Genomic DNA, 24,856 nt, shown 5'->3' with positions numbered 1-24,856 from the left:
GCGCAGGGTTTTTTCGCAGCATATAATCGGGCCTGATTTTAACTTTCGACGTATCCGGAAACAAAAAAATGTCATCCTACAAAGAACTTCTGCAGCAACGTGAACTCCTCGAGCAGCAAATTTCTGAAGCCCGTCAGCGTGAAAATGCCGATGCGATTGAAAAGGTAAAAACGCTGGTGGCAGATTTTGGTTTGACCGCTGAGGATATTTTTTCTACCGGTGGTAAAGCCAAGGTAAAGAGCGTTGCCAAGGTGGCGCCTAAATTCCGTAACCCAGTTACGGGTGATACCTGGACCGGTCGCGGCAAGCCGCCAAAATGGATCCAAGGCCAAGAGCGCGATCAATTCCTGATTGCCTGATCGATATTCTCCTGCTGCCGCATTCAACCCGCGGCGGTTGAGATTCTGCAAAAAAGCCCTGTCGTTTGACCGGGCTTTTTTGCATTTAGGGCTTTGGATGGGCCGGGCTGCATCAATTTGCCCTGATTTTTGCATCAATACCTGGGCCGGCTTGCGGTAGTCTTGTACTTTGATTCCATCCCCCGGCTTTATTCTCTGGAAACCCCATGCCACAGCTCTACATCGGTAATAAAAATTATTCGTCTTGGTCCATGCGCCCCTGGGTGCTTTTGAAGCAGGCGGATATTCCGTTTGAAGAGGTCATGCTGCGGTTTGACTCGTTTGACGCCCAATCGCATTTCAAGGCGGCGGTGCAGGCCGTCAATCCGGTCGGCAAGGTGCCGGTCTGGGTGGATGGGGATTTGGCAGTTTGGGACACGCTGGCGATTGCCGAAACCCTGGCCGAGCAGTTTCCCGACAAAGCCCTGTGGCCACGCCAGCCCCAGGCGCGCGCTCGGGCCCGCAGCGTATGTGCCGAAATGCACGCCGGCTTTACCGCTCTGCGCAGCCACTGCCCGATGAACATCGAGGCCCGCTTGCCCGAAGTCGGCCAGCTGCTCTGGCGTGACAAGCCGGCCGTGCGGGCCGACGTGGCGCGGCTGGCCGCCATGTGGGGCGAGTTGCTGGACGCGCATGGCGGCCCGATGCTGTTCGGCGATTTTTCTATCGCCGACGCCTACTTTGCGCCGGTGTGCATGCGCTTCAACACCTACGCACTGCCGCTGCCCGCCGCCATTCAGGCCTATGTGGACCGGGTGACCGCCTTGCCTGGTGTACAGGGCTGGATCACCGAAGCGCTGGCCGAGCAGGATTTTCTGGACTTCGAGGAGCCTTACCGGTTGGCGCGCTAGCTAAACTGCGGGCATGCAAATTTATCTGGTGGGTGGGGCGGTGCGCGATGCCTGGTTGGGCCGCCCGCCGGGTGACCGTGATTGGGTGGTGGTGGGGGCAACGCCCGAGGTATTGCTGGCCCAGGGCTACCTGGCGGTGGGCAAGGACTTCCCGGTGTTCCTGCACCCGCGCACCCACGAGGAATACGCGCTGGCCCGCACCGAACGTAAGACCGCCCCCGGTTACCGCGGCTTTGCGGTCCACGCCGCGCCGGATGTCACGCTGGAGCAGGATCTGGCGCGCCGCGACCTCACTATCAATGCGATAGCGGCTCCCGCAGATTCCATCAGCGCTAGCGGCACATTTTCTATAAATTCCGACAACCTGATCGACCCCTACGGCGGCCAGCGGGATTTGCACGACAAGGTACTGCGCCACGTGACCGAGGCTTTCCGCGAAGACCCGGTGCGGATTTTGCGCGTGGCCCGGTTCGCCGCTCGCTTCACCGATTTCAGCGTGGCCTCGGAGACCATGGCGCTGATGCGCGAGATGGTGGACGCGGGCGAGGTCGATGCCCTGGTGCCCGAGCGCGTCTGGCAAGAGCTGACGCGCGGCCTGATGGAAGCCCAGCCTTCACGCATGTTCGAGGTGTTGCGCGACTGCGGTGCGCTGGCCCGCCTGCTGCCCGAAGTGGCGGCGCTGTGGGGCGTGCCCCAGCGTGCCGACTACCACCCCGAGATCGATACCGGCGTGCACCTGATGATGGTGCTGGACATAGCGGCACGCCTGCAGGCCCCGCTACCCGTGCGATTTGCCTGCCTGACCCACGACCTGGGCAAGGCCACCACGCCGGCCGATGTGCTGCCACGCCATATCGGGCACGAGGCCCGCAGCGCCGAGTTGCTCAAAGGCGTGTGCCAGCGCCTGCGCTTGCCCACCGACTGCCGCGAGCTGGCCGATGTGGTGGCGCGCGAACACGGGAATATCCACCGCGGCATGGACTTCGGGGCGGCGACGACGCTGCGTTTGCTAGAGCGCTGCGATGCCTTGCGCAAACCCCAGCGTTTTGCCGATGCCTTGCTGGCTTGTGAGTGCGATGCACGCGGCCGGTTGGGTTTGCACGACTCTGCCTATCCCCAGCGCCCGCACTGGCTGGCGGCTTTGGCGGCGGCGCAGTCGGTCGCGACCGACGTGATTGCCCGCGAGGCACAAGCCAAGGGCTTGCAGGGCAAGGACATTGGGGGGCTGGTGCATGCCGCGCGGGTGGCGGCCTTACGGAACAGCGGGATGGCCGCCTAGGCAGAGGCTCAGATCAGCTTGTTAGGAGGTGGCCGGCGGCGGCCCGTCGCTGTCGCCGATTTCCAACTCGGGCATGCACAGCTTTTGCAGTGATTCCACCGGCTCGTCGCGCATGCGGGCCAGGGTCAGCTCGGCCAGGGCCAGGCCGGTGGCGGCCGGCGTGGGCTGCATCACCGCGGTCACGCTGGTACGCACTACCGAATCCGAACCCAGGCCGTCGTAGACGATGACCGACAGGTCGCGCCCGAGCACCAGCCCGGAATGCAGCACCGCATGTACCGCGCCTATGCCGGCCAGGTTGTTGTCTACCAGCACGGCCGTGGGCCGCTGGGGCAGGGCCAGCAGTTTTTGCATGGCCGCATAGCCGGAGCGGCGCTCCAGCGCATTGCGCTGCACGGACGTGGGCTTGAGAGCCACGCCGGCGGCTTTCAGGCTGGCGCAGAAACCCGCATAGCGCTGGTCGGCAAAGTTGTATTCGGGTGGTGCGCCCAGATAGGCGATGCGGCGGTGGCCCAGGCGCAGCAGGCGGTCGGTGGCCATGCGGGCACCGGCCAGGTTGTCGAAGTCGAACCAGGGGTAGCTGCTCTGCGCAGGCAAGGAGCTGCGCCCATAGGCCACAAACGGCACGTTGCGTGACTGCAGCAATTCCAGCCGGCGGTCATGCAGGCGGGTGCGCGGCACCACAAAGACGCCGATATGCCGGCCGGTGATAGCGCGCTCGTAGGCCGCCAGCTCGTCCTGGGCAGGGGCCGACATGATCAACAAATCCAGCCCGGCCTGGGCAAAGCGTTCGCTCATGGAAGAGGCGACCTGCAGAAACTGCTGGTCGCCCAAATCGCCGGTGGTAATGGGGAAGACGATACCGACTGCGTCCGCCCGGCCCAGCGCCAGGCCCCTGGCGCGTGCGTCGGGTTTGTAATTAAGTCGTAACGCGGCCGCCATCACATCGCGGCGCGTAGCGGCCGCTACCTCAGGGTAACCATTCAGCGCGCGGCTCACCGTGGTGAGCGACAGGCCGAGTTCTTCGGCGATCCGTTTCAGTGACATCTAGGCGGGTAAAAGCGTGTAAGGGCTGGGCGATAGTAGCGTTTGCTACCCGCATAGAGGCTGTGTCAATAGGTGAACCGGCTGTCAAGCCTGCATCGTGTCGCAATTCCGCAACAAAAACGCCGATGCCTTGGGTGGCAAAAAAGTTCCATTTTCGATGCCAATTTTTTTCAAATTTCTCCGTAATCCAAAGCAAATTTGGCATCAGTTGGACATCTGAAAAACCGCGTCGGAAGCGCTGTTTTCATTGGAGAAATGGAGGAAAGGACGCGATCTGAACTTTGTTTTTTGCTCGACCTAACTCTTGAAGCGTCTACCGAAAAATTTTTGCATTTTGGTAACTCGCTTGTTTCTGTAACAAGGGTAATTGCTTATCGGTCGAAAAAGACCGTCCACCAAGAATACCCCCAGATTTGCACGGTCTTCACACAGCTCCTGCAGCGTTCAGGCAGCCGTTGGACTAGCAAATCAAGAACAAACTTAATCACACTGGAGACATCCTTGAACCAAGCTACCTTTACCGTTCGCGCCACTGCCCTCGCCGCTTTCGCGATGGTTTCTGCCTCGGCTTTCGCTTTGCCCAATATCGACGCCAATATCGAGCTCGATAGCAAGTACCAAAACAACGACCGCGGCGCTTCCCAGTCCGGCCGTGTCGAACTGAATGCCAGCCAAAAACTGGGTTCCAAGTACTTCATGGCCGGTCGCGCCACCTACCTGTCCAAGCCTGATGGCTCGGCTGGTACGGATGACTTGTGGGCACAGTTCGGTTCCGAAACCGCCGACATCAAGCTGGGCCGTTTCGAAGCTGCCAATCTGTTCCAAACCCCTGGCGACGTGATCGTTGAGTACTCCGGCTTCTCGCCTTACCAAGCCAATGTGCTGCGCGGCCGCCAAGGCGCTTACGCCAATGGCAGCGCACCTTTCCATGCAGCTGTGAACGTCCAATTGGGCGGCGGCCTGAGCCTGGAAGTCAGCGGCGTGTCCAGCAAAGGCGCCGGCGGTGCTACCGGTTTGCGTCCTGTGCTGAACTACGCCAACGGCCCTCTGCATTTGGCCGCTGGTGTTGAAGCGATCAAGTACGAAGGTACCGCAGCTACCGCAGCAACCACCACGTTGAGCTGCGGAGCCATCACCGCCGGCGTTTGCACGTCGGTACTTGCTACCACCACGGCTGGCACTCCCGCTACAGGTAGCGTGAACCGCACCGGCTACGGTTTGACCGGTGACTACAACTTCGGCGGTGTGACCCTGTATGCCAACTACGCAGCCGGCAAGAGCCTGTCCAACATCAAGCAAAACACCTTTGCGCTGATGGCCGGTATTGGCAATCTGACCGTGGCCAGCGTGTTCGGTAAGGGTTCCAACCTGAGCGCCGACGACAAGGTCACCACCTTCTGGGTTGCCTACGCGATTCCATTCTTTGACGTGAAGGGTGCCAAGATCACCCCCGCGATCTCCCACTCCAAGTCCAGCGGCCCCAACGAAGCGCCTAACGCAACTGGTTTCGCTCTGCGCGTGAACTACGAGTTCTAAGCTCTGGCGGCTATGACCGCTGCAACCATGCTTCCTGCTGTCTAAGCGGGAGCATGTCTTCCATGAAAAGCCTGCATCGCCCTCTGGGAGATGCAGGCTTTTTGCATTGGATGGATGTTTGGGGACGCCAAATGTGCGTGCCCTCGGGTAAACCCAGTGTTCAATTCAAAGCGCTTTGAATTTATACTGGCTCGGCTTTTACCGGCGATAAAACAATGGCCTGCGGCTTGGCATGGACTGCCAGAACAGCCTGGGCCCACATCGAATAAACAAGGAGACATCTACATGACAGCAATCACCAAAACCGCAGCCGCTGTGCTGCTCAGCCTCGGCGCTATGGGGGCACATGCAGCGGGGGTGACCATCACCATTTCCTGCGGCTCGGTGGGGCAGGACTACGAGTTCTGCAAAAAAGCCGGCGATGAGTGGGCCAGCAAAACCGGCAATACGGTGAAGCATCTGAGCATTCCCCAGTCCACCAGCGACATCCTGGGCCTGTTCCGCCAGATGTTCGCCGCCAAATCCACCGAGGTGGATGTGATCAACGTGGATGTGGTGTGGCCCGGTCTTTTGAAAGACCATTTGCTGGATCTGACCTCGTACACCAAAGGCGCCGAAAAGGCCCATTTCCCGGCCATCGTGGCGAACAACACCGTGGGCGGCAAGCTGTTGGCCATGCCCTGGTTCACCGATGCCGGCGTTCTGTATTACCGCAAGGACTTGTTGACCAAGTACGGAGAAAAAGCCCCCACCACCTGGGCCGAGCTCACCTCTTCTGCCCAGAAGGTGATGGACGGCGAGCGCAAGGCGGGCAATGCCGACATGCAAGGTTTTGTGTTCCAGGCCAAGGCCTACGAAGGTTTGACCTGCGATGGGATTGAATGGGTGTCCAGCTTCGGCGGCGGCAGTATTGTGGACAGCACCGGCAAGATCACCATCAACAACCCCGCTGCCGCCAAGGCGCTGAACACGGCTGCCGGCTGGATCGGCACCATTGCGCCCAAGGGCGTGCTGAACTATGCAGAAGAAGACGCCCGCGGCGTGTTCCAAAAGGGCAATGCTGTGTACATGCGCAACTGGCCGTACGCCTGGTCGCTGAGCCAGGGCGCAGACAGCCCGGTCAAGGGCAAGGTCGGCGTCGTCGCGCTGCCCAAGGGCGATGGCGGCAAGACGGCAGCTGCCCTGGGTGGCTGGCAGCTGGCAGTGAGCAAGTACTCCAAGAGCCCCAAGGAAGCGGCTGATTTTGTGATGTACCTGACCAGTGAGGCCGTGCAAAAAGACCGTGCCATCCGCGGTTCGTACAACCCCACCATCGCCTCGCTGTACAAGGACAAGGAAGTACTGGCCGCCAACCCGTTCTTTGGTGATCTGTATGACACCTTCGTGGGTGCAGTACCCCGCCCGGCCACAGTCACGGGTGCCAAGTACAACGAAGTCTCTGCCGCTTTCTGGAATGCCACGCACGAAGTGCTGTCGGGCAAATCCACCGGTGAAGAGAGCGTGAAGAAGCTCGAAGGCAAGCTGGATTCGATCCGCCGCGGTCCTAAGTGGTAAGCCCCCACTGTTGAACCCCCGGGCCGCTATGCCACACAGCATGGCGGCCCGTTCAGCACCTTGATCCCAGGAGTCGCCATGCGCACCCAAACATCCGAACTCACCCGCGAGCGCACCCGTAGCGCGTGGATTTTTCTGACCCCCACGCTCATCGTCCTGCTGCTCGTCGCGGGTTGGCCGCTGGGCCGCACCATCTGGTTCAGCTTTACCGATGCCACGCTGGAGAACATCGGCGAGTCTTCCTACAACATGGTGGGCCTGCAGAACTACTTCGGAAAATACGGTGTTTTCAATTTGGACGCCGTTGAAGGCTTCTGGAAAACCGATTGGGGCATGGCGATCCGCAATACCTTCAAATTCGCCATCGTCTCCGTTGTCACCGAAACCTTGTTGGGGGTGGTGTTCGCGCTGGTGCTGAATGCCAACTTCAAAGGCCGCTCATTTGTACGGGCTGCGGTGCTGGTGCCCTGGGCGATCCCTACTATCGTGTCGGCCAAGATGTGGGCCTGGATCATGCACGATCAGTTTGGCGTGATGAATGCGCTGCTCAAAGGCGCGGGCATCATCGACCACAACATCGCCTGGACTGCTGATCCCGACTACGCGTTGTGGTCGGTCATGCTGGTCGACGTGTGGAAGACCACGCCCTTCATGGCCTTGCTGACCTTGGCGGCGCTGCAGATGCTGCCTACCGATTGCTACGAAGCTGCCCACGTGGACGGCATCCACCCGGTGCGCGTGTTCTTTAAGGTGACGCTGCCGCTGATCTGGCCGGCCCTGATGGTGGCGGTGATCTTCCGGCTGCTCGATGCCTTGCGGGTGTTCGACATCATCTATGTGATGACCTCCAACAGCGTGGACACCATCAGCATGTCGGGCTTTGTGCGGCGTGAAATCGTCGACAACAACTACGTGGGCTATGGCTCGGCGGCTTCCACCGTGCTGTTCCTCATCATTGCGGTCTGCACCCTGCTGTATCTGAAGCTGTCGCGTGTCGATCTGGGCGGCAAGAAGTAAGGAAACCGAGCATGAACCACACTTTCCAAAAAATCCTCGGCTCCATCGGTTTGTACGCCCTGGTGGCCATCATCGCGCTGTTCTGCCTGTTCCCTTTCTATTACGCGATCGTCACTTCGCTGAAGTCGGGCACCGAGCTGTTCAGCACCTCGCTATGGCCGGATGCGCCTTCGCTGAAGAACTACATCGCCATGTTCACCGTGTCCGAGCATCCGTTTGGTCGCCACATTCTCAATTCGGTGGCAGTGTCGACCTTGGTGGTGATCGCCTCGCTGTTCCTGGGCGTGACGGCCTCCTATGCGCTGGGCCGCATCCAGTTCCGTGGCCGCGGCTTGCTGCTGTTGACGGTGCTGGCTGTGTCCATGTTTCCGCAGGTGGCGGTGCTGTCGGGCATGTTCGAGCTGATGCAAGCCTTTGGTCTGTACAACCACTGGTGGGGACTGACCCTGCCGTACATGGTGTTCACCCTGCCGTTCACCGTATGGGTGTTGACCACCTTCGTGCGCGACCTGCCCAAGGAGCTGGAAGAGGCCGCCATCATGGACGGTTGCACCCCCTGGGGCATCATCACCAAGGTGTTCTTGCCAGTGATGTGGCCGGCCCTGGTGACCACCGGACTGCTGGCCTTCATCGCCGCCTGGAACGAATTCATGTTCGCCCTGACCTTCGTGCTGAACAACAACGATCGCACGGTGCCCGTGTCAATCTCGCTGATCAGCGGCGCCGACAAATATGAAATCCCCTGGGGCAAGATCATGGCGGCCTCGGTGCTGGTGACCCTGCCGCTGATCGCCCTGGTACTCATATTCCAGCGCAAGATCGTGGGTGGTTTGACCTCTGGTGCCGTGAAGGGCTGAGCATGGCACAGGCGAACGAGTGGTGGCGTGGCGGGGTGATTTACCAAATCTACCCGCGCAGTTTTCAAGACAGCAATGGCGACGGTATTGGCGACTTGGCCGGTGTGGTGCAGCGCCTGCCCTATCTGGCCGAGCTGGGGGTAGAGGCGGTCTGGCTGTCGCCGTTTTTCCAGAGTCCGATGAAGGATTTTGGCTACGACATTTCCGACTACCGGGCGGTCGACCCGATGTTCGGCAGCCTGGCGGACTTCGATGCGGTGGTGGCCAAAGCCCACGCGCTGGGCATCAAGGTGCTGATCGACCAGGTGCTGAGCCACTGCTCCGACCAGAACCCCTGGTTTGTCGAGTCGCGCTCCAGCCGCGACAACCCGCGTGCCGACTGGTTCGTCTGGGCCGACCCCCAGGACGACGGTACGCCGCCGAACAACTGGCTGTCGATCTTCGGCGGTTCTGCCTGGCAGTGGGACACGCGCCGCTGCCAGTACTACATGCACAACTTTCTGGCCAGCCAGCCGGACCTGAACTTCCACAACCCGCAGGTGCAGCAGGCGGCGCTGGACAATATGCAGTTCTGGCTGGACCGCGGCGTCGATGGCTTCCGGCTGGATGCCGTCAACTTCTGCGTGCACGACGCGCAGCTGCGCAACAACCCGGCGCGCGGCATGCCGACCGACGATCCGTCGGTGAACAAGGTCAATCCCTACGGTTGGCAGCGCCACGTGTACGACAAGAGCCAGCCGGAGATGCTGGACTTTCTGCGCCGCATCCGCAGCCTGCTGAACCAGTACCCAGACCTGATGACGGTGGGTGAAATCGGCGACGACGACACCCCGGCCCGGATTGCCGAGTACACCGGTGGTGGCGACAAGCTGCACACCGCGTATTCGTTTGACCTGCTCGGCCCCAAGTGCGATGCACGCTACATCCATGGCGTGGTCCAGCGTCTCGAAGCCGTGTGTCTGGACGGCTGGCCCTGCTGGTCGGTATCCAACCACGACGCGGTGCGGGTGGCCAGCCGTTGGCAGCAGCCTGCGCACAATGCCGCCTGGCTGCGGCTGGTGTTTGGGCTGCAGCTGAGCCTGCGCGGTTCGCCCTGCATTTACCAGGGCGACGAGCTGGGCTTGACCGAAGCCAGCGTGGCCTTCGAAGATTTGCAAGATCCGTATGGCATCGCCATGTGGCCCGAGTTTGTAGGCCGCGATGGCTGCCGCACGCCCATGGTCTGGGACGCGGCCGCACCCCATGCGGGCTTTAGCAGCGCCGCCAAGACCTGGTTGCCCGTGGCCTCGGAACATCTGCCGCTGGCTGCCGCCAGCCAGAGGGCGGCCCCGGATTCGATGTTCCATTTCTACCAGGCCATGCTGGCCTGGCGGCGCCAGCACGCGGTGCTGCGGACCGGCGACATCGAGCTGCTGGCTGCCGACGACACGGTGCTGGCCTTTGTGCGCCGCAGCGATGACGCCGCCCTGCTGTGTGCCTTCAACCTGGGTGCCAGCCCGGTGCGCTATGCCTTGCCCGACCATGTGCGGCCGCTGGCTATGGACACCCGCCATGCCTTGCCGTCGGGTGAATTGGATGGTCAGACCCTGCTGCTGCCGCCGTATGGCGCGCTATTCGCAACGCTTTAATTAAAACCACGGCCTGCGCAACCCGTTACGCAGGCCCTCATAACAAGGAGACCTTCATGTCTGAAATCCGCTTCCGTGATGTGCATAAACGCTACAACAGCAGTGTTCCCGACACCATCCGCAAGGTCGATCTGGACATCGACAAAGGCGAGTTCGTGGTGTTTGTCGGCCCCTCGGGTTGCGGCAAGTCCACGCTGCTGCGCATGGTCGCGGGCCTGGAGGACATCACCAGCGGCGAGCTCAGCATCAAGGGCCAGCGCATGAACGAAACCCCGCCCTCGCGCCGCGGCGTGGCCATGGTGTTCCAAAGCTATGCGCTGTACCCGCACATGAGCGTCTACGACAACATGGCGTTTGGCCTGAAGCAGGCCAAGACCGATACCGCCACCGTGGAGCAGCGGGTGCGCAAGGCCTCCAAGATTCTGCAGCTCGATCCGCTGCTCAAGCGCCTGCCCAAAGAACTGTCCGGCGGCCAGCGCCAGCGCGTGGCGATTGGCCGGGCCATCGTGCGCGAACCCGATGTGTTTTTGTTTGACGAGCCGCTGTCGAACCTGGACGCCTCGCTGCGCGTACAGACGCGCCTGGAGATCGCCAAGCTGCACAAGGACATCGGTACCGCCAGCATGATCTACGTGACCCACGACCAGGTCGAGGCCATGACCTTGGCCGACAAGATCGTGCTGTTGAATGCCGGCGAAGCCGTGCAGCGCGACGGCAGCGTGGCCCAGTGTGGCGCGCCGCTGCAGCTCTACCACCACCCGGTGAACAAGTTTGTGGCCGGCTTCATCGGCAGCCCGAAGATGAACTTCATCGCCGCCCAACTGGTCGGCGCCGCCAACGGCGTGGCCACCGCCAAAGTGGCCGAGGTCGAGGTGCAAGCCGAGGTCGATGCCTCGCGCCTCGCCGGCCACAGTATGGTGACGCTGGGCGTGCGGCCTGAGCATGTGCAAATCGTGCCACCCGGTGGCAGCAATGTGGTCGCCGGCCTGGTGGCCTTTCTGGAGCAGTTGGGCGAAGCCAGCTATATCTATGTGCGCCTGGCCGGTGGCGAGCTGGTCACGGTGCGCGAAAGCGGCCAGTCCAGCTGCAGCGTGGGCAGCGCGGTGAACCTGTACTTCCCGCCGCACTGCATGCATTTGTTTGATGAAAACGATGTGGCGACGCCGCGCACCGCGCGCCCCGAGATCCTGGGCCAGCCGCTGGTGGCGGGCGTGTCGATTTCGCGCGCCAGCACGCACGCCAGCTGAGTCCGCGTTTACATATAAAAAGAGCTGCCTGCGCTTATTTAATAAGCGCAGGCAGCTCTTTTATTGATAGCAAGCGGTTTTAAACCTCGAGGTTGTCGATCAGACGGGTCTGGCCCAGCCGGGCTGCGCCCAGCACCACCAGCGGCGCCGGGGCGCTGGCATCGGGCGGCAGCAGATCGCTGCGCCGGCGTGCTACCAGGTAGTCGGGTGCCCAGCCACGCTGGCGCAGGCCATCCATGGCCTGGGCTTCCAGCGCTGCGGTATCGGTAGCGCCATCGCGCAAGGCGCTTGCCATGCGCTTCAGGGTGGCCGACAGTTGCACTGCCTCGGCCCGCTCGGCAGGGCTCAAATAGCCGTTGCGGGAAGACAAGGCCAGTCCGTCGTCCGCACGCTGGGTGGGGCCGGCCACGATGTCGATGGGCAAGGCAAACTGCCGCACCATGCTGCGTATCACCATCAGCTGCTGGTAGTCCTTCTGGCCGAACACGGCGGTGCGCCGGCCCTTGGCTTCGGAGAACACGCAGGCAAACATCTTCATCACCACGGTGGCTACGCCGACAAAGAAGCCGGGCCGGAACTGGCCTTCCAGCAGATCGGCCAGGCCGGCTGGCGGATGGATCTTGTAGGTCTGCGCTTCGGGGTACAGCTCTTTTTCGGTCGGCGCAAACAGCACGTCGCAGCCGGCGGCGCGCAACTGGGCGCAGTCGCTGTCCCAGGTGCGCGGGTAGCTGTCGAAGTCCTCGTGCGGCAGAAACTGCAGCCGGTTCACGAAGATGCTGGCCACGGTGACGTCGCCCAGCGGCTTGGCCTGGCGCACCAGGGCCAGGTGGCCGGCGTGCAGGTTGCCCATGGTGGGTACAAAAGCGGGATGCTGGTAGGCGCCCAGATGGGCGCGCAGCTCTTCAATGGTGTGGGCGATGAACATGTTGCAGGCGCAGCCTAGGCTGCAAAAATCACCAGGCGTGCTGGCTGTTGTCGGGGAAGCTGCCTTCTTTCACGGCGTGTACATAGGCCTCCATGGCGCCGCGCACACTGCTGGCGCTGTCCATGAAGTTGCGCACAAACCGCGGCATCTTACCCAGGTTGATCCCCAGCATGTCGTGCAACACCAGCACCTGGCCGGCGGTGTCCTTGCCGGCGCCGATGCCGATGGTGGCGCAGTGCGTGAGCGCCTTAGTCAGCTCGGCCGCCAGTGGCGCCGGCACCATTTCCAGCACCACCATGGTCGCGCCCGCGTCCTGCAGCGCATGGGCATGCTGGCGCAGCGTGCTGGCCGCCGCGTCCGACTTGCCTTGGACCCGGTAGCCGCCCAGTGCATGCACGGTCTGCGGCGTCAGCCCCAGGTGGGCGCAGACCGGGATGCCGCGGTCGACCAGGAACTGCACGATCTCGCTGGTCCAGCCGCCGCCTTCCAGCTTGACCATGTGCGCGCCCGCCTGCATCAGCACAGCGGCGCTGCGCAGGGCTTGCTCGCGGCCTTCGTGGTAGCTGCCAAACGGCAGGTCGGCAATCACCCAGGCGGTGGCCTGGGTGCGCTGCAGGCCGCGCACCACGCTTTCGGTGTGGTAGCGCATGGTTTCCAGGCTCACGCCCACGGTGTTGTGCAGGCCTTGGCAGACCATGCCCAACGAGTCGCCGACCAACAGGCATTCGACACCGGCGGCGTCGGCCACGGCGGCAAAGGTGGCGTCGTAAGCCGTCAGCATGGTGATTTTTTCGCCGCGCTGGTGCATCTCGGCCAGGCGCGGCAGGCTGATGGGCTTGCGCTGCGCGGGCGTGCTGGTCGGGGGCAGGGTGCCGTATGGCGATGCCGATGCCGATGTGGTGTTGCTCGTGGCGGGCTGGCTCATGGCAGGTCCTTGTAGGGTTCTACGGCATTGGCGGCCAGCGGACCCACCAAACCCAGGCGGGCCTTCAGTGACTGCGGCTGGCCGCTCAGGATGGCGGCGTAGTTGGTGGTGTTGGAGAGGACTTTTTTGACGTAGTCGCGAGTTTCGGTAAACGGCACATTCTCGGCCCAAATGGCGGCTTCCAGCACCGGGCCGTTGCGCCAGACGCGGGGCCGCCCCGGGCCGGCGTTGTAGGCGGCGGCGGCCATGGGCATGGAGCCGGCAAAGTCGTCCAGCACCAGCTTCAGGTAGCCGGTGCCGATGGTGATATTGGTGTCGCGGTCGTTCAACTGGTCAGGGGTGAAGCCGCTCAGGCCGATCTTCTTGGCGGTCCAGCGGGCGGTGGCGGGCATGACCTGCATCAGGCCGGAGGCGCCCACGCCGGAGCGCGCATCCATGATGAAGCGCGACTCCTGGCGGATCAGGCCATAGACGTAGGCCGGGTCGAGGTTGATCTCGCGGCTGCGCCTGACCACGGTATCGCGGTAGGGCATGGGAAAACGCTGCTCGAAGTCCATCACATTGCGGGTGCGTTCGCTGGTGTTGATGCAGCGGTCCCATACCTCGCGCTGGCAGGCCAGGTCGGCGGCGGCGAGCAGCTCGCGGTCGCCCATGCCGCCGCGCTCATGCAGATTGGTGGTGTAGTTCCACTCGCGGTTGCCCTCGCTGCGCAGGCCCAGCTGGATGGCGGCCAGGCCGCGCTGCAGGCCCAGGTTGGCGCGGGCTGCGTCTTTTTCTTCGGGGGTGACGGCCGGGGGGCGGGGCGGCACCGTGGTCTTCTGGCCCAGCTCTTCCAATGCCAGCTGCTCGTAAAACCCGCGCACTCCGGCAATGCTTTGCAGCAAACGCGTGGGTTCCTCGCGGTCCAGGTCGGACTTGGCCAGGGCTTGCAACGCCCGTGCGCGCCAGTAGACCCAGGTGGCATCGGCGTGCAGGTTGTCGCCCATGGCCTGGGTGGCGCTGGCCACGTCTTTCCAGCGGCCCAGGCGCAGGGCGCTGCGGACCTTCCAGGCCAGCATCTCGTCGTTCAGGTCGCTGTCTTTGCTGACTTTGGCGTAGTAGTCGGATGCGCTGTTGGACAAGCGCATGGCGGCCTGCTTGCCGATGACGCCCCAGGTCCAATTGCGTTCTTCCACATTCAGTTGGGTTTCCCACTTGCTCTCCATCAGGGCGGCGGCATTGTCGGGGTCGGAGGTGGCCAGCTTGACCAACGCCAGCAGCATCACTTCGCGGCGGGCACGGGACAGGGCGGTGACCTTGCCCAGCAAAAACTTCGTCGGGCTGTCGTTCAGCTCGTTCAGCATAGCCAGCGACTCGGGGGCGACGATTTCCACGGCCTTGGCGGCAACCCGCGGGCGGTTGGCTTCCATGCCCAGGCGGGCTTTGCGCCAGATGTCGACCGGTGTGAGTTTCTTGGCTGCATACAAGTGGCTGGCGGCTTGGGTGCAGCCGTCGTCCAGCTCGCGCTGGGCATACCAGTTGCGGCGCACTTCTTCGGCCAGGGCCGGTGGGCTGTCGGCGCCCAGTTTGATCTGGTCGATCAGCAGCGCGTAGCAGCGGACTTCGCGGTCATCGGCCATGCGGTAGCGCGCATGTTCCTCGGCAAACGTGGCCCAGTCGCGGCGCTGGCCCAGTAGCAGCAACCAGTCGTTGCGCAAGCGGTCTTCCTGGTAGCTGCCGGGGAAGCGGCTGCTGAAGCTCTGCAGGTCCAGCGATGTCAGCTCGTCCAGCCGCGCGCGCTGCTCCCAATAGGCGGCCCAGGGCTCCAGTAGGTGGCCGCGCACCTGGGGCAGGAGCGCGCTCAGCCGCTTGCGGTCTGCGCGTTTGAAGGCCTGGTTCATCTCCAGAATGGTGCTGTCACCGGCGGGATCGGATTTGGGTTGGCTGCAGGCCGCGCCTGAGAATACGAAGCTCAGGGCGAGTGCGAACGATGTCAAAATGGCTGGAACTTGCATGTGGGGGATTATGGACACGACTTGGTGTATTTCCTGGTCGCAGGTCTCCAAGCCCTTCGACCAGGAAATACACCAAGTCCCTATGGAAAACTCAATGAACGACAAGGCCCAGGACAAAAAAGCCCTGCGCGAGGCGCTGATTGCGCAACGCCTGGAGCTACCCGACCGCCTGGAACGGGCCGATTTATTGCAACGTGTGATGCGTATCTGGCTGGTGGGGCGGCCCGATACCGTGATTGGCGCCTACTGGCCGATCAAGGGCGAGTTCGATCCACTGCCGGCCCTGCACCGCTGGAAGGAAGACGGCGAGCTGCTCGACGGCCCCGAGCTCAAGCGTATCGGCCTGCCGGTGGTGAACAAGCTGCACAAGACCATGACCTTCCATGCCTGGTATCCGGGCTGCCCGATGGAGGAGGATGCCTACGGCATTTTGAAGCCCAAGGCGACCGAGATGGTGCAGCCGACCTTGCTGTTTGTGCCCTGCGTGGGCTATGCGGCCGGTGGGTATCGCCTGGGCTATGGCGGTGGTTTTTACGACCGCATGCTGGCGTCCCTGAGCCCCAAGCCGTTTACGGTGGGGCTGGGTTTTACCCAGGGCTACCTGGACGACTTTGCGCCTGAGCCGCACGACATGCCGCTGGACGCCATCCTGAACGACAACGGAGTGGTCTGGCCAGCTGGCTGAACACCCCCAGGCTTGCGCACTGCCCCGACATCGGTTTGAAAAGCCGAAGGCGCATGTGGCCGCCAACCCCCCTCGTATCGGTTTGTAAAACCGATACGACACGCAGGGAGCACAACCAGCGGCCTGGCAAAGCCAGTTCCGCGGTTGTTCTGGAAGGGCGGCTTCGCTGCGCTCGCCCTGTAAAGAGAAGGAAACCGTGTTTGGGCCTTACACCGGCTTGTAGGCGATAACGTCGATTTCCACTTTGGCATCCACCATCAAGCGGGCTTCGGTGGTGGAGCGGGCAGGTTTCTTGTCGCCGAAATACCCCATGTAGACACGGTTGAAGCTGGCAAAGTCGCGCGCGTCGTCCAGCCATACGCTGGTCTTGCACACATCGTCCAGCGTGCAGCCTGCCAGCGCCAGCACCTGGGTCAGGTTGTGCATCACCTGGCGGGTCTGCGCTTCGATGCCGCCCTGCACAATCTCGCCCTTGTCGTCGGCCGGCACCTGGCCGGATACGTAAACGAAGTCACCAGCCCGCACGGCCGGTGAGAACGGGCGTGGCAATTGGTCGGAGGTAACGGGCGGGTTGCCAATATGGATCAGCGGCATGAAGAAACTCCTGTAGGGCGGTAACAAAACAGGCCCCATTCTGGCACGCAGTCCTGGTTCAGACCGTGTTTCGCACTGTTTTGGTGAAATTAATTTTCATAATTTCACGGGTTTTCCCTGTTTTATTGGAAAATTGCTTGGCATATTCTTTGCATTGTGAAATTTACTTTCAATACAAAGGGTCCATGATGAAGTCAACCACCGCCTTGTTGCGCCGCACCGTTTTATTGATGTCTATGGGCGCGGCGCTGCTGCCCATGGCCCTGCAAGCGCAGACAGCCAAGTCTGCACTCAACCTGGCGATGGTGGCCGAGCCGCAAACCCTGGACCCGATGGCCAGCAGCGCCGACCTGGTCGGGACCATCATGCAGCACGTTTACGAGCCGCTGTTCACCTTCGATGCCAAGTGGAACGTGGTGCCCATGCTGGCCGAATCCATGCCCAAGGTATCGGCCGACGGCAAGCAATACACCATCACGCTGCGTGCGGGTGTGCAGCTGCACAGCGGGCGCGAGCTGAATTCGGAAGACGTGGTCGCCAGCCTGAAGCGCTGGATGGAAGTCTCGCCGCGCGGCAAGGCGCTGGCCAAGGAAGTGGACGACCTGTCCGCCAAAGGCCCGCTGGTGGTATCCATCACCCTGAAGAACCCGTACGCACCGCTGCTGCCGCAGCTGGCTTTGCCTTCGGGCATGGCCGCCATCATGGCCAAGGAGTCGATCGCCCAGCCGCTGAAAGACTTTGTTGGTACCGGCCCCTATAAGTTCAAGGAGCGCCGCCCCGACCAATACGTGCTGTTGACGCGTTTTGACGCCTATAGCGCACGCAAAGAAGCCGCTAACGGCTACGGCGGCAAAAAGACCGCGGTGGTGGAAGAGCTGCGATTCATCCCCGTGCCCAACGCCAATACCCGCGTCGAAGGCGCGCTGGCCGGCCAGTTCCAGTTTGCCGACCTGCTGCCCATCGAAGCCTTGCCGCGGCTGGAAAAAGCCACCGACAAAGTCGTGCCCATCATGACGCCATCGTTTGGCTTCCCTTACCTGGTGTTCAACACCAAGGAAGGCGTGATGGCCCCGCTGGCAGTACGCCAGGCCGTGCAAGTGGCGCTGGGCGAGGGCGAGATGCTGGCGGCTGGTTTCGGTGACACGCGTTTCTTCACCGCCGAAGGCAACCATTTCCCCAAGGGCACACCGTTCTATTCGGCTGCCGGTGTGGACCACTACAACGAACGCAACCCCGCCAAGGCCAAGACGGCCGCCGCGGCTGCCGGCTACAAGGGCGACGCCATCCGCATCCTGACCAGCCGCCAGTACGACTTCCACTACAACATGGCTTTGATCATGGCCGAGCAGTTGAAGAAGGCCGGCTTCAAGGTGGACCTGAATGTGGTGGACTGGGCCACCCTGGTGCAGCGCCGCAACGACTCCAAGCTGTGGGACATCTATGTGACGCATTCCGGCCAGTTCCCCGAGCCCATGCTGTCGCCACCCCAGCTCGGCGATGGCGCACCCGGCTGGTGGTCTACACCCGCCAAGCAAGCCGCGCTGTCGGCGCTGAACCAGGAAACCAACCCCACCAAGCGCGCCGCGCTGTGGGGCAAGGTGCAGCAGGTGGTGTACGACGAGGTGCCTTACATCAACGTCGGCAAGTTCAACAGCCTGTCGGCCAAATCGCCAGCGCTGGAGGGCTACACACCTGCCACCTGGCCGTTCTTCTGGAACACCGGCCTGAAGAAGTAAGCCGGGTCGGCCCGGCGCCGACCTGATTTCGCCTCTTCCCATCCAATCCCTTCCACCCATTCACAGGAAATGCCATGCCATCTCGTGTTACTGACCAGGAATTGCCCCATGCCCACACCGCTGCCAGCCGTAGAAACTTTCTCAAAGCCACGGCCGTCGTCTCTGGCCTGGGGGCTTTGGGCTTGACTGCGCTGAGCGCGCAAGCCGCCAGCACCGGCACTGTGTATGCCTACGTGGGCACCTACACCGATGGCGGCAAACCCTGGCGCGGTGGCCGTGGCCTGGGTGTGCACCAGTTCGCGCTGAACAGCAAAACCGGCGCGCTGACGCCGATTGCCGGTGCACCGGCGGCGGTACTGAACGCCGGCGACGCAGCCAGCAAGCTGCGCAACCCAGCCTCGCTGGCGCGCCATCCATCGCTGCGCATGCTGTATGCCGGCAACGAGTTTTCTGCGGTGGCAGGCCCGGACAGCGGCGGCTCGGTGTCGGCCTACCGCATCGAGGCGAATGGCGCGTTGTCTTTTGTGGCCGAGATCGCCTGCGGTGGCAAGGACCCGGCCTACGTCAGCGTCCACCCGGACGGCCGTTTCTTGTTCACCGCCAACTATTCCAGCGGCGATGTCAGCGTCATCGCGCTGCGCGCCGACGGCGGCTTCGATACCGATAAGCCGGTGGCTGTCTACAAGGATGTGGATGCCTGTGGCGGCACGCAGTGCAAGCCGGGCGCCGATGTAGTGCCGAAAGCCGCGCTGTCGCACGAAGGCTTTGCCACTAGCGACCACGACGGCCCGCATGCCCACATGGTGCACAGCGACCCGAGCGGCAACTTTGTGCTGGTGGCCGATCTGGGCCTGGACCGAGTCATCTCCTACAAGTTCGACCGCAGCACCGGTGTGCTGAGCCAGCCCAGCAGCGTGGCGGTGTCGGAAAGCTCGGGCGCGCGGCATTTCTGCTTCCATCCGAATGGCAAGTGGCTGTACCTGGTGAACGAAGAGGCGTCGACGATTGCCTTCATGCGCTACGACGGCGCTACCGGCGTGTTGACCCTGGTGAGCGAAACCTCGGCCTTGCCACCGGGCTTCAAAGGCACCAGCTATGCGTCCGGCATCCGCATGCTGCCCGACGGCCAGCACTTTGTGTCATTGAATCGTTTGCACGACTCGATCTCGTTGTTCAAGATCAATGCCGCCACCGGCGAGCCTAAGCTGGTACGCGAAGAGTGGACGCGTGGCAATTACCCACGCAGCTGTACCCTCGACCCGAGCGGCAAGTTCTTGTACGTCTGCCATAACAAGCAAGGCGACAACGTGACGATCTTCCGGGTGGCCAAGGGTGACATCTCATTCACCGGCCAGTACGTGGCGGTGGGCAGCGCATCCTCGATAGAGTTCTCTGCGTAGGTTTTTTGAAAATGACCACAGCGGGTTTTCGCTGCTGTGGCTGGTTTGCTTGAGGAGAAATTCTGTGTATCGCTATATTGCCTCCCGCATCGCGGGCATGCTGGTGGTGATGGCGCTGGTAGCGGTACTGGTGTTCATCTTGACGCGGGCCGCGTCCGGCGACCCGATTTCGGTGCTGCTGGGCGACCAGGCCACGGCCGAAGACATTGTGCGCGTGCAGCGCGAATACGGGCTGGACCAGCCGCTGGTGGTGCAGTTCGGCTACTGGCTGAAAGAGCTGGCGCACGGCAACCTGGGCCAGTCGATCTTTCTGCAACGCCCTGTGACCCAGGCGCTGTGGGAGCGGGCCGAGCCCACTACCTTGCTGGCCCTGCTGGCGGTGGCCATCGCCGCGCTGATCGGCGTACCCAGCGGCATCGTTTCCGCGGTGTACCGCGGCAAGTGGATCGACCAGGTGGTGACCGGGCTGGCCATGCTCGGCGCCAGTATCCCCAGCTTCTGGCTGGGCCTGGTACTGATGCAGATTTTTGCGGTGGCGCTGGGCTGGTTTCCGGTGTCCGGCTATGGCGATCCAGGCGCCACGCTGGTCGAGCGCCTGCACTATCTGGTGCTGCCGGCTACCGTGCTCGGGGTGTTGAATTCGGCGTTGATCATCCGCTTCACCCGCGCGTCGATGCTGGATGTACTGGAAGAAGACTATGTGCGCACCGCCCGCGCCAAGGGCCTGACCGAGAAGGTCGTCATCCTCAAACATGCGCTGCGCAACGCGCTGGTACCGATCGTCACTGTGCTGGGCCTGACCACGGCGCTGATGATCGGTGGCGCGGTGGTGACCGAAACGGTGTTCGGCCTGCCTGGCGTCGGCAACCTGGTAGTGAATGCCGTGCTGCGGCGTGACTACCCCGTCATCCAAGGTGCGCTGCTGGTGATCGCGGTGATCTACGTGGTCATCAATTTCCTGGTGGACCTGCTGTACATGCTGGTCGATCCGCGCGTGAAGTACTGAGCCAGAGTCACCATGAAAATCCCCCACGTTCTCCAAAAACTATTCCGCCGCCGCATCGTGCTGGCGGCCGCCATCTGCTTGCTGCTGGTCGTCATCGTGGCGGTTTTCGCCAGTGTGCTGACGCCGTTTGACCCGAACGACACCGCAGTCAGCCAGCGCCTGTCCAAGCCCACCATGGAGCACATCCTGGGCACCGACGAGCTCGGCCGCGACCTGTTCGCCCGCATCGCATTTGGCGGGCGCTATTCGCTCACCATCGCCGCCCTGACTGCGGGAGGTGCTATCGTTTTTGGTACCTTGTTCGGCTTGCTGGCCGGTTTCTTCCGCAAGCTGGATGCACCGGTGATGCGCGTCGTGGACGCGATGATGTCCTTCCCCGACATCTTGCTGGCGATCGCGCTGGTGGCGATCCTCGGCCCGTCGATGCTCAATGTGGTGCTGGCCCTGGTGCTGGTCTACACACCGCGGGTGGCGCGTGTCGTGCGGGCCTCGACCCTGGTAGTGCGCGAGCTGCTGTTTGTCGAAGCCGCACGTGCACTCGGCGTGTCCACCGGGCGCATTCTGTGGCGGCACATTTTGCCGAATCTGATGTCGCCGATCCTGGTGCAGACCTCGTTCATCTTTGCCTACGCCATCCTGGCCGAAGCCGCCTTGTCCTTCCTGGGCGTTGGCGTGCCACCCGAGATTCCCACCTGGGGCACGATGGTTGCCGGCAGCCAGCAGTATGCGCAGCAGGCGCTGTGGATCGTGCTGTTCCCCGGCCTGGCCATCATCCTCACGGCGCTGTCGCTGCAACTGCTGGGTGATGGTGTGCGCGACCTGCTGGACCCCCGGTTGAAGAAGTCCCTATAAAACTATGTCTACCCCCACGACCCCCAACCCTACTCGGCTGGATGTACGCCATCTCAGCACCTTTTTTGACACCGACGAAGGCCTGATCCGCTCGGTGGCCGATGTCAGCTTCCAGATCCACCCGGGTCGCACCACCGCGCTGGTGGGCGAGTCCGGTTCGGGCAAGTCCGTGACCAGCCTGACCCTGATGCGCCTGCTGTCGCGCACCGCCAGCACCCAGGTCAGCGGCGAGGCACTGTTCACCCAGCGCGATGGCCGCACGGTGGACCTGCTGCAGCTGCCCGAGTCGCAGATGCGTGCTATCCGCGGAAACGAGATTGCGATGATCTTCCAGGAGCCGATGACCAGCCTGAACCCTGTCTTCACCGTCGGCGAACAGATCGCCGAATCGGCTCGCTTGCACCTGGGCTTGGACGCTGCAGCCGCCATGGCCCACGCCCAGCGCATGCTGGAGCTGGTGGAGATTCCGGCCGCGGCCCAGCGTGTGAAAGAGTATCCGCACCAGCTATCCGGCGGCATGCGCCAGCGCGTGATGATCGCCCTGGCCATGGCCTGCAACCCGACGCTGCTGATCGCCGACGAGCCGACCACTGCGCTGGACGTGACCATCCAGGCGCAGATCCTGGCGCTGATGCGGCGCCTGCAGGCCGAGACCGGTATGGGCATTTTGTTCATCACCCACAACCTCGGTGTGGTGGCCCACCATGCGGACGAGGTGGCGGTGATGTACGCCGGACGCATCGTCGAGGCGGCACCGGTGGGCGAACTTTTCGCCCAGCCGCGTCATCCCTACACCCAGGGCCTGTTGGCCTGCCTGCCGGCGCAGCAGCGCAAGCGCGCGCTGAACGCCGACGGCAAGCGCCGCCTGTACGCGATCCGCGGCCAGGTCTCCAGCCCGCTGTCACCGCCGCCAGGCTGCGCATTCGCACCGCGCTGCGACCTGGCGTTGCCGCTGTGCCAGCAGGCGATGCCGGCACTGGTAGAAGAAAGCCCCGGCCGCAGAGCCCGCTGTGTGCTGCCGATAGAGCAGCGCAATGTCATGCAGCACAAGGAGGCCGCATGAGCGAAGCCCTGATCGAGGTTCGTAACCTGCACAAGTATTTCGGCGCCAGCACGCGCCCGGTGCGCGCGGTTGACGACGTGTCGTTCGCCATCCAGCGCGGCGAAACCCTGGGTCTGGTGGGCGAATCGGGTTCCGGCAAAAGCACCATAGGCCGGACCCTGCTGCGCCTGGTGGAAAGCACGCAAGGCCAGGTGCTGTACCGCGGCGAAGACCTGGGCAAGGTGTCCGACAGCCGCATGCGCGCACTGCGCAGCAAGCTGCAGATGATCTTCCAGGACCCGTATGCCAGCCTGAATCCGAAGATGCGCATCCGCGACATCCTAGGTGAAGCGCTGCAGGTGCATGGCCTGCATAGCGGCAAGCAAGCCCGTGCAGCGCGCATCGCCGAGCTGCTGGAAACCGTCGGCCTGCGGCCCGAGCATGCGGCGCGTTACCCGCATGAGTTCTCCGGCGGCCAGCGCCAGCGCATAGGCGTGGCGCGGGCCTTGGCGGTGGAGCCGGAATTCATCGTTGCCGACGAGCCGTTGTCGGCGCTGGACGTGTCCATCCAGGCCCAGGTGGTGAACCTGCTGTGCGACCTGCGCGACAAGCTGTCGCTGACCATGCTATTCATTTCGCACGATCTGGACGTGGTCGAATACCTGTGTGATCGCGTAGTCGTGCTGTACCTGGGCCGGGTGATGGAGGTCGCGCCTACGGCCGATCTGTTCAGCCAGCCGCTGCACCCGTACACCCAGGCGTTGCTGGCCGCGTCGCCCAAGCCCGACCCGCAGCATAAGAGCGTGCACGTGCCGCTGCAGGGCGACATCCCCAGTCCGATCGACCCACCCTCGGGCTGCGTCTTCCGTACCCGCTGCCCGCACGCGATGGCACTGTGTGCCGAGCAGCGCCCCGAACTCAAAGACCTGGGGCAGGGCCGATTCAAGGCCTGCTTGCGCGATGATCTGCCCCTGGTGAACATGGAATGAATATGACTCTGCAAGATATCCTGGACCCGCAACTCGACGCCTCGTTCAAAGGCTTTCCGCAGCACAGCGCGCCGCTGCGCCGCTCCGCCGTGGCTGCACAAAACTGGAACGTGCTGGACGGCGACCTGCCGCTGCCATTGGCCATCGTGAAGCGCGATGCGGTGACGCACAACCTGTCGTGGATGCAGCGCTTCGCCGCCGAGCGCGGTGTCGACATGGCGCCGCACGGTAAGACCACCATGTCGCCGCAGCTGTTCCAGCGCCAGCTGGATGCCGGCGCCTGGGGCCTGACCTTTGCCACCGTCGGCCAGGTGCGCGCGGGCGCCACTACTGGCGCGCGCCGTTGCCTGATTGCCAACCAAGTGCTGACTGCCTCCGACCTGCAAGGCATACAGAGCCTGCAGCAGGAATTTGCCGGCCTGCGCATCGCCTTTCTAGTCGATTCGCTGGCCCAGCTGGAGCTGATCGAAGCCTGGTTCACTGGCCACGCCGAGGCCACGCCGTTCGAAGTGATGATCGAGATCGGCGTGCCCGGCGGCCGCACCGGCTGCCGTACCCATGCGGATGCGCTGGCCCTGGCCGAGCGCCTGCACCAGAGCAGCGCGACGCGCCTGGTCGGTATCGAATGCTACGAAGGCGGTGGTGCCAGTGGCAAGACCGAGCCCGACAGCGCCTACGCCGATGCCCTGATGCAGCGCGTCGCCGCCATCGCCCTGGCCTGCGACGCGGCGGGTTGGTTTGCCGATGACGAGGTGCTGATCAGCGCTGGCGGTTCGGCGATTTTCGATCTGGTGGCCGAGCAACTGAAACCTGCGTTGTCGCGTCCGGTGCGCGGCTTGCTGCGCTCGGGCTGCTATGTGACGCACGACCACGGTTTCTACAAGCGCATGGTGAATGCGGTGAACCAGCGCCTGGGCTGCGAGGACGGCCTGCATCCGGCCATCGAAGTCTGGGCCAGCGTGCAGTCCTGCCCCGAGCCTGGCCTGGCGATTCTGGCGGTCGGTCGGCGCGACCTGTCCTATGACCTAGATTTGCCTACGCCGATTGCCTACAGCCCGTGCGGTGGCCGCAGCATCAGTACGGCACCCGCCGACTGGACCATCAGCGCCTTGAACGACCAGCATGCCTATCTGCGCTGGCTTGACGCCGGCAGCGCGCTGCTGCAGGTCGGCGACCGCGTGGCGCTGGGTATTTCGCACCCCTGCACCACCTTCGACAAATGGCGCTGGATGCCGGTGGTCGATGCCGACTACGGCGTCTGCGATGCGCTGGTGACCTGTTTCTGAAAGACCGC

At 63.0% G+C, this 24,856-nt stretch carries 22 protein-coding genes; 17 read left to right on the top strand and 5 right to left on the bottom strand.

Annotated elements, in window-relative coordinates:
• Positions 1-68: 68 nt before the first annotated feature.
• From BLT66_RS14100 to BLT66_RS14090, 3 genes are all read left to right on the top strand, one after another.
• Entirely contained in the window at positions 69-359 is a 291-nt protein-coding gene (locus tag BLT66_RS14100; protein WP_092758335.1) for an H-NS histone family protein, read from the top strand.
• Positions 360-565: 206 nt separating this feature from the next.
• Positions 566-1,249 (top strand): glutathione S-transferase family protein, encoded by a 684-nt coding sequence (locus BLT66_RS14095; RefSeq protein WP_092758334.1) that lies wholly within the window; start codon positions 566-568, stop codon positions 1,247-1,249.
• Between the two features lie 13 nt (positions 1,250-1,262).
• On the top strand, positions 1,263-2,528 hold the full coding sequence (locus BLT66_RS14090) for a multifunctional CCA addition/repair protein (protein WP_092758333.1): 1,266 nt from the start codon (positions 1,263-1,265) through the stop codon (positions 2,526-2,528).
• Between the two features lie 21 nt (positions 2,529-2,549).
• Here BLT66_RS14090 and BLT66_RS14085 read toward each other — a convergent pair whose 3' ends face one another.
• Positions 2,550-3,575 carry a substrate-binding domain-containing protein gene (locus BLT66_RS14085; RefSeq protein WP_092758332.1) on the bottom strand — a complete coding sequence of 342 codons (1,026 nt, stop codon included), beginning with the start codon at positions 3,573-3,575 and terminating at the stop codon, positions 2,550-2,552.
• Positions 3,576-4,076: 501 nt separating this feature from the next.
• On the opposite strand from BLT66_RS14085, the gene BLT66_RS14080 reads away from it, so the two are divergent.
• The 6 genes from BLT66_RS14080 (at position 4,077) to BLT66_RS14055 (ending at position 11,414) form a co-directional block, all read left to right on the top strand.
• Positions 4,077-5,111: a carbohydrate porin gene (locus tag BLT66_RS14080; RefSeq protein WP_092758331.1), complete on the top strand. Its 1,035-nt coding sequence runs from the start codon at positions 4,077-4,079 to the stop codon at positions 5,109-5,111.
• 285 nt (positions 5,112-5,396) lie between these two features.
• Complete coding sequence (locus BLT66_RS14075) at positions 5,397-6,665, top strand: ABC transporter substrate-binding protein (RefSeq protein WP_092758330.1); 1,269 nt, start codon at positions 5,397-5,399, stop codon at positions 6,663-6,665.
• 78 nt (positions 6,666-6,743) lie between these two features.
• Positions 6,744-7,682 carry a carbohydrate ABC transporter permease gene (locus tag BLT66_RS14070; RefSeq protein WP_092758329.1) on the top strand — a complete coding sequence of 313 codons (939 nt, stop codon included), beginning with the start codon at positions 6,744-6,746 and terminating at the stop codon, positions 7,680-7,682.
• Positions 7,683-7,693: 11 nt separating this feature from the next.
• Positions 7,694-8,539: a carbohydrate ABC transporter permease gene (locus BLT66_RS14065; RefSeq protein WP_092758328.1), complete on the top strand. Its 846-nt coding sequence runs from the start codon at positions 7,694-7,696 to the stop codon at positions 8,537-8,539.
• A gap of 2 nt (positions 8,540-8,541) precedes the next feature.
• A complete protein-coding gene (locus BLT66_RS14060) occupies positions 8,542-10,167 on the top strand; it encodes an alpha-glucosidase family protein (RefSeq protein WP_092758327.1) in 1,626 nt (541 codons plus the stop codon).
• A gap of 56 nt (positions 10,168-10,223) precedes the next feature.
• Positions 10,224-11,414, top strand: a complete 1,191-nt coding sequence (locus tag BLT66_RS14055) for an ABC transporter ATP-binding protein (protein ID WP_092758326.1) — start codon at positions 10,224-10,226, stop codon at positions 11,412-11,414.
• Between the two features lie 79 nt (positions 11,415-11,493).
• Here the strand turns inward: BLT66_RS14055 and panC are convergent, their stop codons facing one another.
• The 3 genes from panC to BLT66_RS14040 are packed head-to-tail and all read right to left on the bottom strand — an operon-like array spanning position 11,494 to position 15,258.
• Positions 11,494-12,339 carry a pantoate--beta-alanine ligase gene (gene panC / locus BLT66_RS14050; RefSeq protein WP_092758325.1) on the bottom strand — a complete coding sequence of 282 codons (846 nt, stop codon included), beginning with the start codon at positions 12,337-12,339 and terminating at the stop codon, positions 11,494-11,496.
• 28 nt (positions 12,340-12,367) lie between these two features.
• Complete coding sequence (gene panB, locus BLT66_RS14045) at positions 12,368-13,264, bottom strand: 3-methyl-2-oxobutanoate hydroxymethyltransferase (RefSeq protein WP_092758324.1); 897 nt, start codon at positions 13,262-13,264, stop codon at positions 12,368-12,370.
• Positions 13,261-15,258: a lytic transglycosylase domain-containing protein gene (locus BLT66_RS14040; protein ID WP_092758323.1), complete on the bottom strand. Its 1,998-nt coding sequence runs from the start codon at positions 15,256-15,258 to the stop codon at positions 13,261-13,263. Before BLT66_RS14040 ends, panB begins: the two co-directional genes overlap by 4 nt.
• Positions 15,259-15,340: 82 nt before the next feature.
• Between BLT66_RS14040 and BLT66_RS14035 the strand changes: the two genes are divergently transcribed.
• Entirely contained in the window at positions 15,341-15,943 is a 603-nt protein-coding gene (locus BLT66_RS14035) for a 5-formyltetrahydrofolate cyclo-ligase (RefSeq protein WP_255406900.1), read from the top strand.
• 207 nt (positions 15,944-16,150) lie between these two features.
• Here the strand turns inward: BLT66_RS14035 and BLT66_RS14030 are convergent, their stop codons facing one another.
• Entirely contained in the window at positions 16,151-16,537 is a 387-nt protein-coding gene (locus tag BLT66_RS14030; protein WP_092758321.1) for a RidA family protein, read from the bottom strand.
• A gap of 185 nt (positions 16,538-16,722) precedes the next feature.
• Between BLT66_RS14030 and BLT66_RS14025 the strand changes: the two genes are divergently transcribed.
• The 7 genes from BLT66_RS14025 (at position 16,723) to BLT66_RS13995 (ending at position 24,848) form a co-directional block, all read left to right on the top strand.
• Positions 16,723-18,273 carry an ABC transporter substrate-binding protein gene (locus BLT66_RS14025; RefSeq protein WP_092758320.1) on the top strand — a complete coding sequence of 517 codons (1,551 nt, stop codon included), beginning with the start codon at positions 16,723-16,725 and terminating at the stop codon, positions 18,271-18,273.
• A 74-nt stretch (positions 18,274-18,347) separates the two neighbouring features.
• Positions 18,348-19,673 carry a lactonase family protein gene (locus tag BLT66_RS14020; RefSeq protein WP_092758319.1) on the top strand — a complete coding sequence of 442 codons (1,326 nt, stop codon included), beginning with the start codon at positions 18,348-18,350 and terminating at the stop codon, positions 19,671-19,673.
• A 64-nt stretch (positions 19,674-19,737) separates the two neighbouring features.
• Positions 19,738-20,679: an ABC transporter permease gene (locus BLT66_RS14015; RefSeq protein WP_092758318.1), complete on the top strand. Its 942-nt coding sequence runs from the start codon at positions 19,738-19,740 to the stop codon at positions 20,677-20,679.
• A gap of 12 nt (positions 20,680-20,691) precedes the next feature.
• The gene (locus BLT66_RS14010) at positions 20,692-21,531 is read left to right on the top strand and encodes an ABC transporter permease (protein WP_092758317.1); all 840 of its coding nucleotides are present in this window, start codon (positions 20,692-20,694) and stop codon (positions 21,529-21,531) included.
• A 4-nt stretch (positions 21,532-21,535) separates the two neighbouring features.
• Complete coding sequence (locus tag BLT66_RS14005) at positions 21,536-22,594, top strand: ABC transporter ATP-binding protein (protein ID WP_092758316.1); 1,059 nt, start codon at positions 21,536-21,538, stop codon at positions 22,592-22,594.
• Positions 22,591-23,562, top strand: a complete 972-nt coding sequence (locus BLT66_RS14000) for an ABC transporter ATP-binding protein (protein ID WP_092758315.1) — start codon at positions 22,591-22,593, stop codon at positions 23,560-23,562. The genes BLT66_RS14005 and BLT66_RS14000 overlap by 4 nt, the downstream gene beginning before the upstream one ends.
• A 2-nt stretch (positions 23,563-23,564) precedes the next feature.
• Complete coding sequence (locus BLT66_RS13995; RefSeq protein ID WP_369821599.1) at positions 23,565-24,848, top strand: amino acid deaminase; 1,284 nt, start codon at positions 23,565-23,567, stop codon at positions 24,846-24,848.
• Positions 24,849-24,856 lie beyond the last annotated feature (8 nt).

The sequence above is a fragment of the Rhodoferax sp. OV413 genome (genome assembly GCF_900104385.1).
GTDB lineage: Bacteria > Pseudomonadota > Gammaproteobacteria > Burkholderiales > Burkholderiaceae_C > Rhodoferax_B.
The sequence above is the reverse complement of the archived record's forward strand: the minus strand, read 5'-3'. Positions and strand labels throughout refer to the sequence as shown.

Excerpts from the sequence above, each read along its gene's own strand:
- BLT66_RS14035 (WP_255406900.1), top strand. The coding sequence starts at position 15,341 with ATGGAAAACTCAATGAACGACAAGGCCCAGGACAAAAAAGCCCTGCGC.
- panB (WP_092758324.1), bottom strand. The coding sequence starts at position 13,264 with ATGAGCCAGCCCGCCACGAGCAACACCACATCGGCATCGGCATCGCCA.
- BLT66_RS14030 (WP_092758321.1), bottom strand. The coding sequence starts at position 16,537 with ATGCCGCTGATCCATATTGGCAACCCGCCCGTTACCTCCGACCAATTG.
- BLT66_RS14100 (WP_092758335.1), top strand. The coding sequence starts at position 69 with ATGTCATCCTACAAAGAACTTCTGCAGCAACGTGAACTCCTCGAGCAG.
- BLT66_RS14005 (WP_092758316.1), top strand. The coding sequence starts at position 21,536 with ATGTCTACCCCCACGACCCCCAACCCTACTCGGCTGGATGTACGCCAT.
- BLT66_RS14070 (WP_092758329.1), top strand. The coding sequence starts at position 6,744 with ATGCGCACCCAAACATCCGAACTCACCCGCGAGCGCACCCGTAGCGCG.
- BLT66_RS14040 (WP_092758323.1), bottom strand. The coding sequence starts at position 15,258 with ATGCAAGTTCCAGCCATTTTGACATCGTTCGCACTCGCCCTGAGCTTC.
- panC (WP_092758325.1), bottom strand. The coding sequence starts at position 12,339 with ATGTTCATCGCCCACACCATTGAAGAGCTGCGCGCCCATCTGGGCGCC.
- BLT66_RS14010 (WP_092758317.1), top strand. The coding sequence starts at position 20,692 with ATGAAAATCCCCCACGTTCTCCAAAAACTATTCCGCCGCCGCATCGTG.
- BLT66_RS13995 (WP_369821599.1), top strand. The coding sequence starts at position 23,565 with ATGACTCTGCAAGATATCCTGGACCCGCAACTCGACGCCTCGTTCAAA.
- BLT66_RS14055 (WP_092758326.1), top strand. The coding sequence starts at position 10,224 with ATGTCTGAAATCCGCTTCCGTGATGTGCATAAACGCTACAACAGCAGT.
- BLT66_RS14090 (WP_092758333.1), top strand. The coding sequence starts at position 1,263 with ATGCAAATTTATCTGGTGGGTGGGGCGGTGCGCGATGCCTGGTTGGGC.
- BLT66_RS14060 (WP_092758327.1), top strand. The coding sequence starts at position 8,542 with ATGGCACAGGCGAACGAGTGGTGGCGTGGCGGGGTGATTTACCAAATC.
- BLT66_RS14095 (WP_092758334.1), top strand. The coding sequence starts at position 566 with ATGCCACAGCTCTACATCGGTAATAAAAATTATTCGTCTTGGTCCATG.
- BLT66_RS14020 (WP_092758319.1), top strand. The coding sequence starts at position 18,348 with ATGCCATCTCGTGTTACTGACCAGGAATTGCCCCATGCCCACACCGCT.
- BLT66_RS14000 (WP_092758315.1), top strand. The coding sequence starts at position 22,591 with ATGAGCGAAGCCCTGATCGAGGTTCGTAACCTGCACAAGTATTTCGGC.
- BLT66_RS14075 (WP_092758330.1), top strand. The coding sequence starts at position 5,397 with ATGACAGCAATCACCAAAACCGCAGCCGCTGTGCTGCTCAGCCTCGGC.
- BLT66_RS14085 (WP_092758332.1), bottom strand. The coding sequence starts at position 3,575 with ATGTCACTGAAACGGATCGCCGAAGAACTCGGCCTGTCGCTCACCACG.
- BLT66_RS14065 (WP_092758328.1), top strand. The coding sequence starts at position 7,694 with ATGAACCACACTTTCCAAAAAATCCTCGGCTCCATCGGTTTGTACGCC.
- BLT66_RS14025 (WP_092758320.1), top strand. The coding sequence starts at position 16,723 with ATGATGAAGTCAACCACCGCCTTGTTGCGCCGCACCGTTTTATTGATG.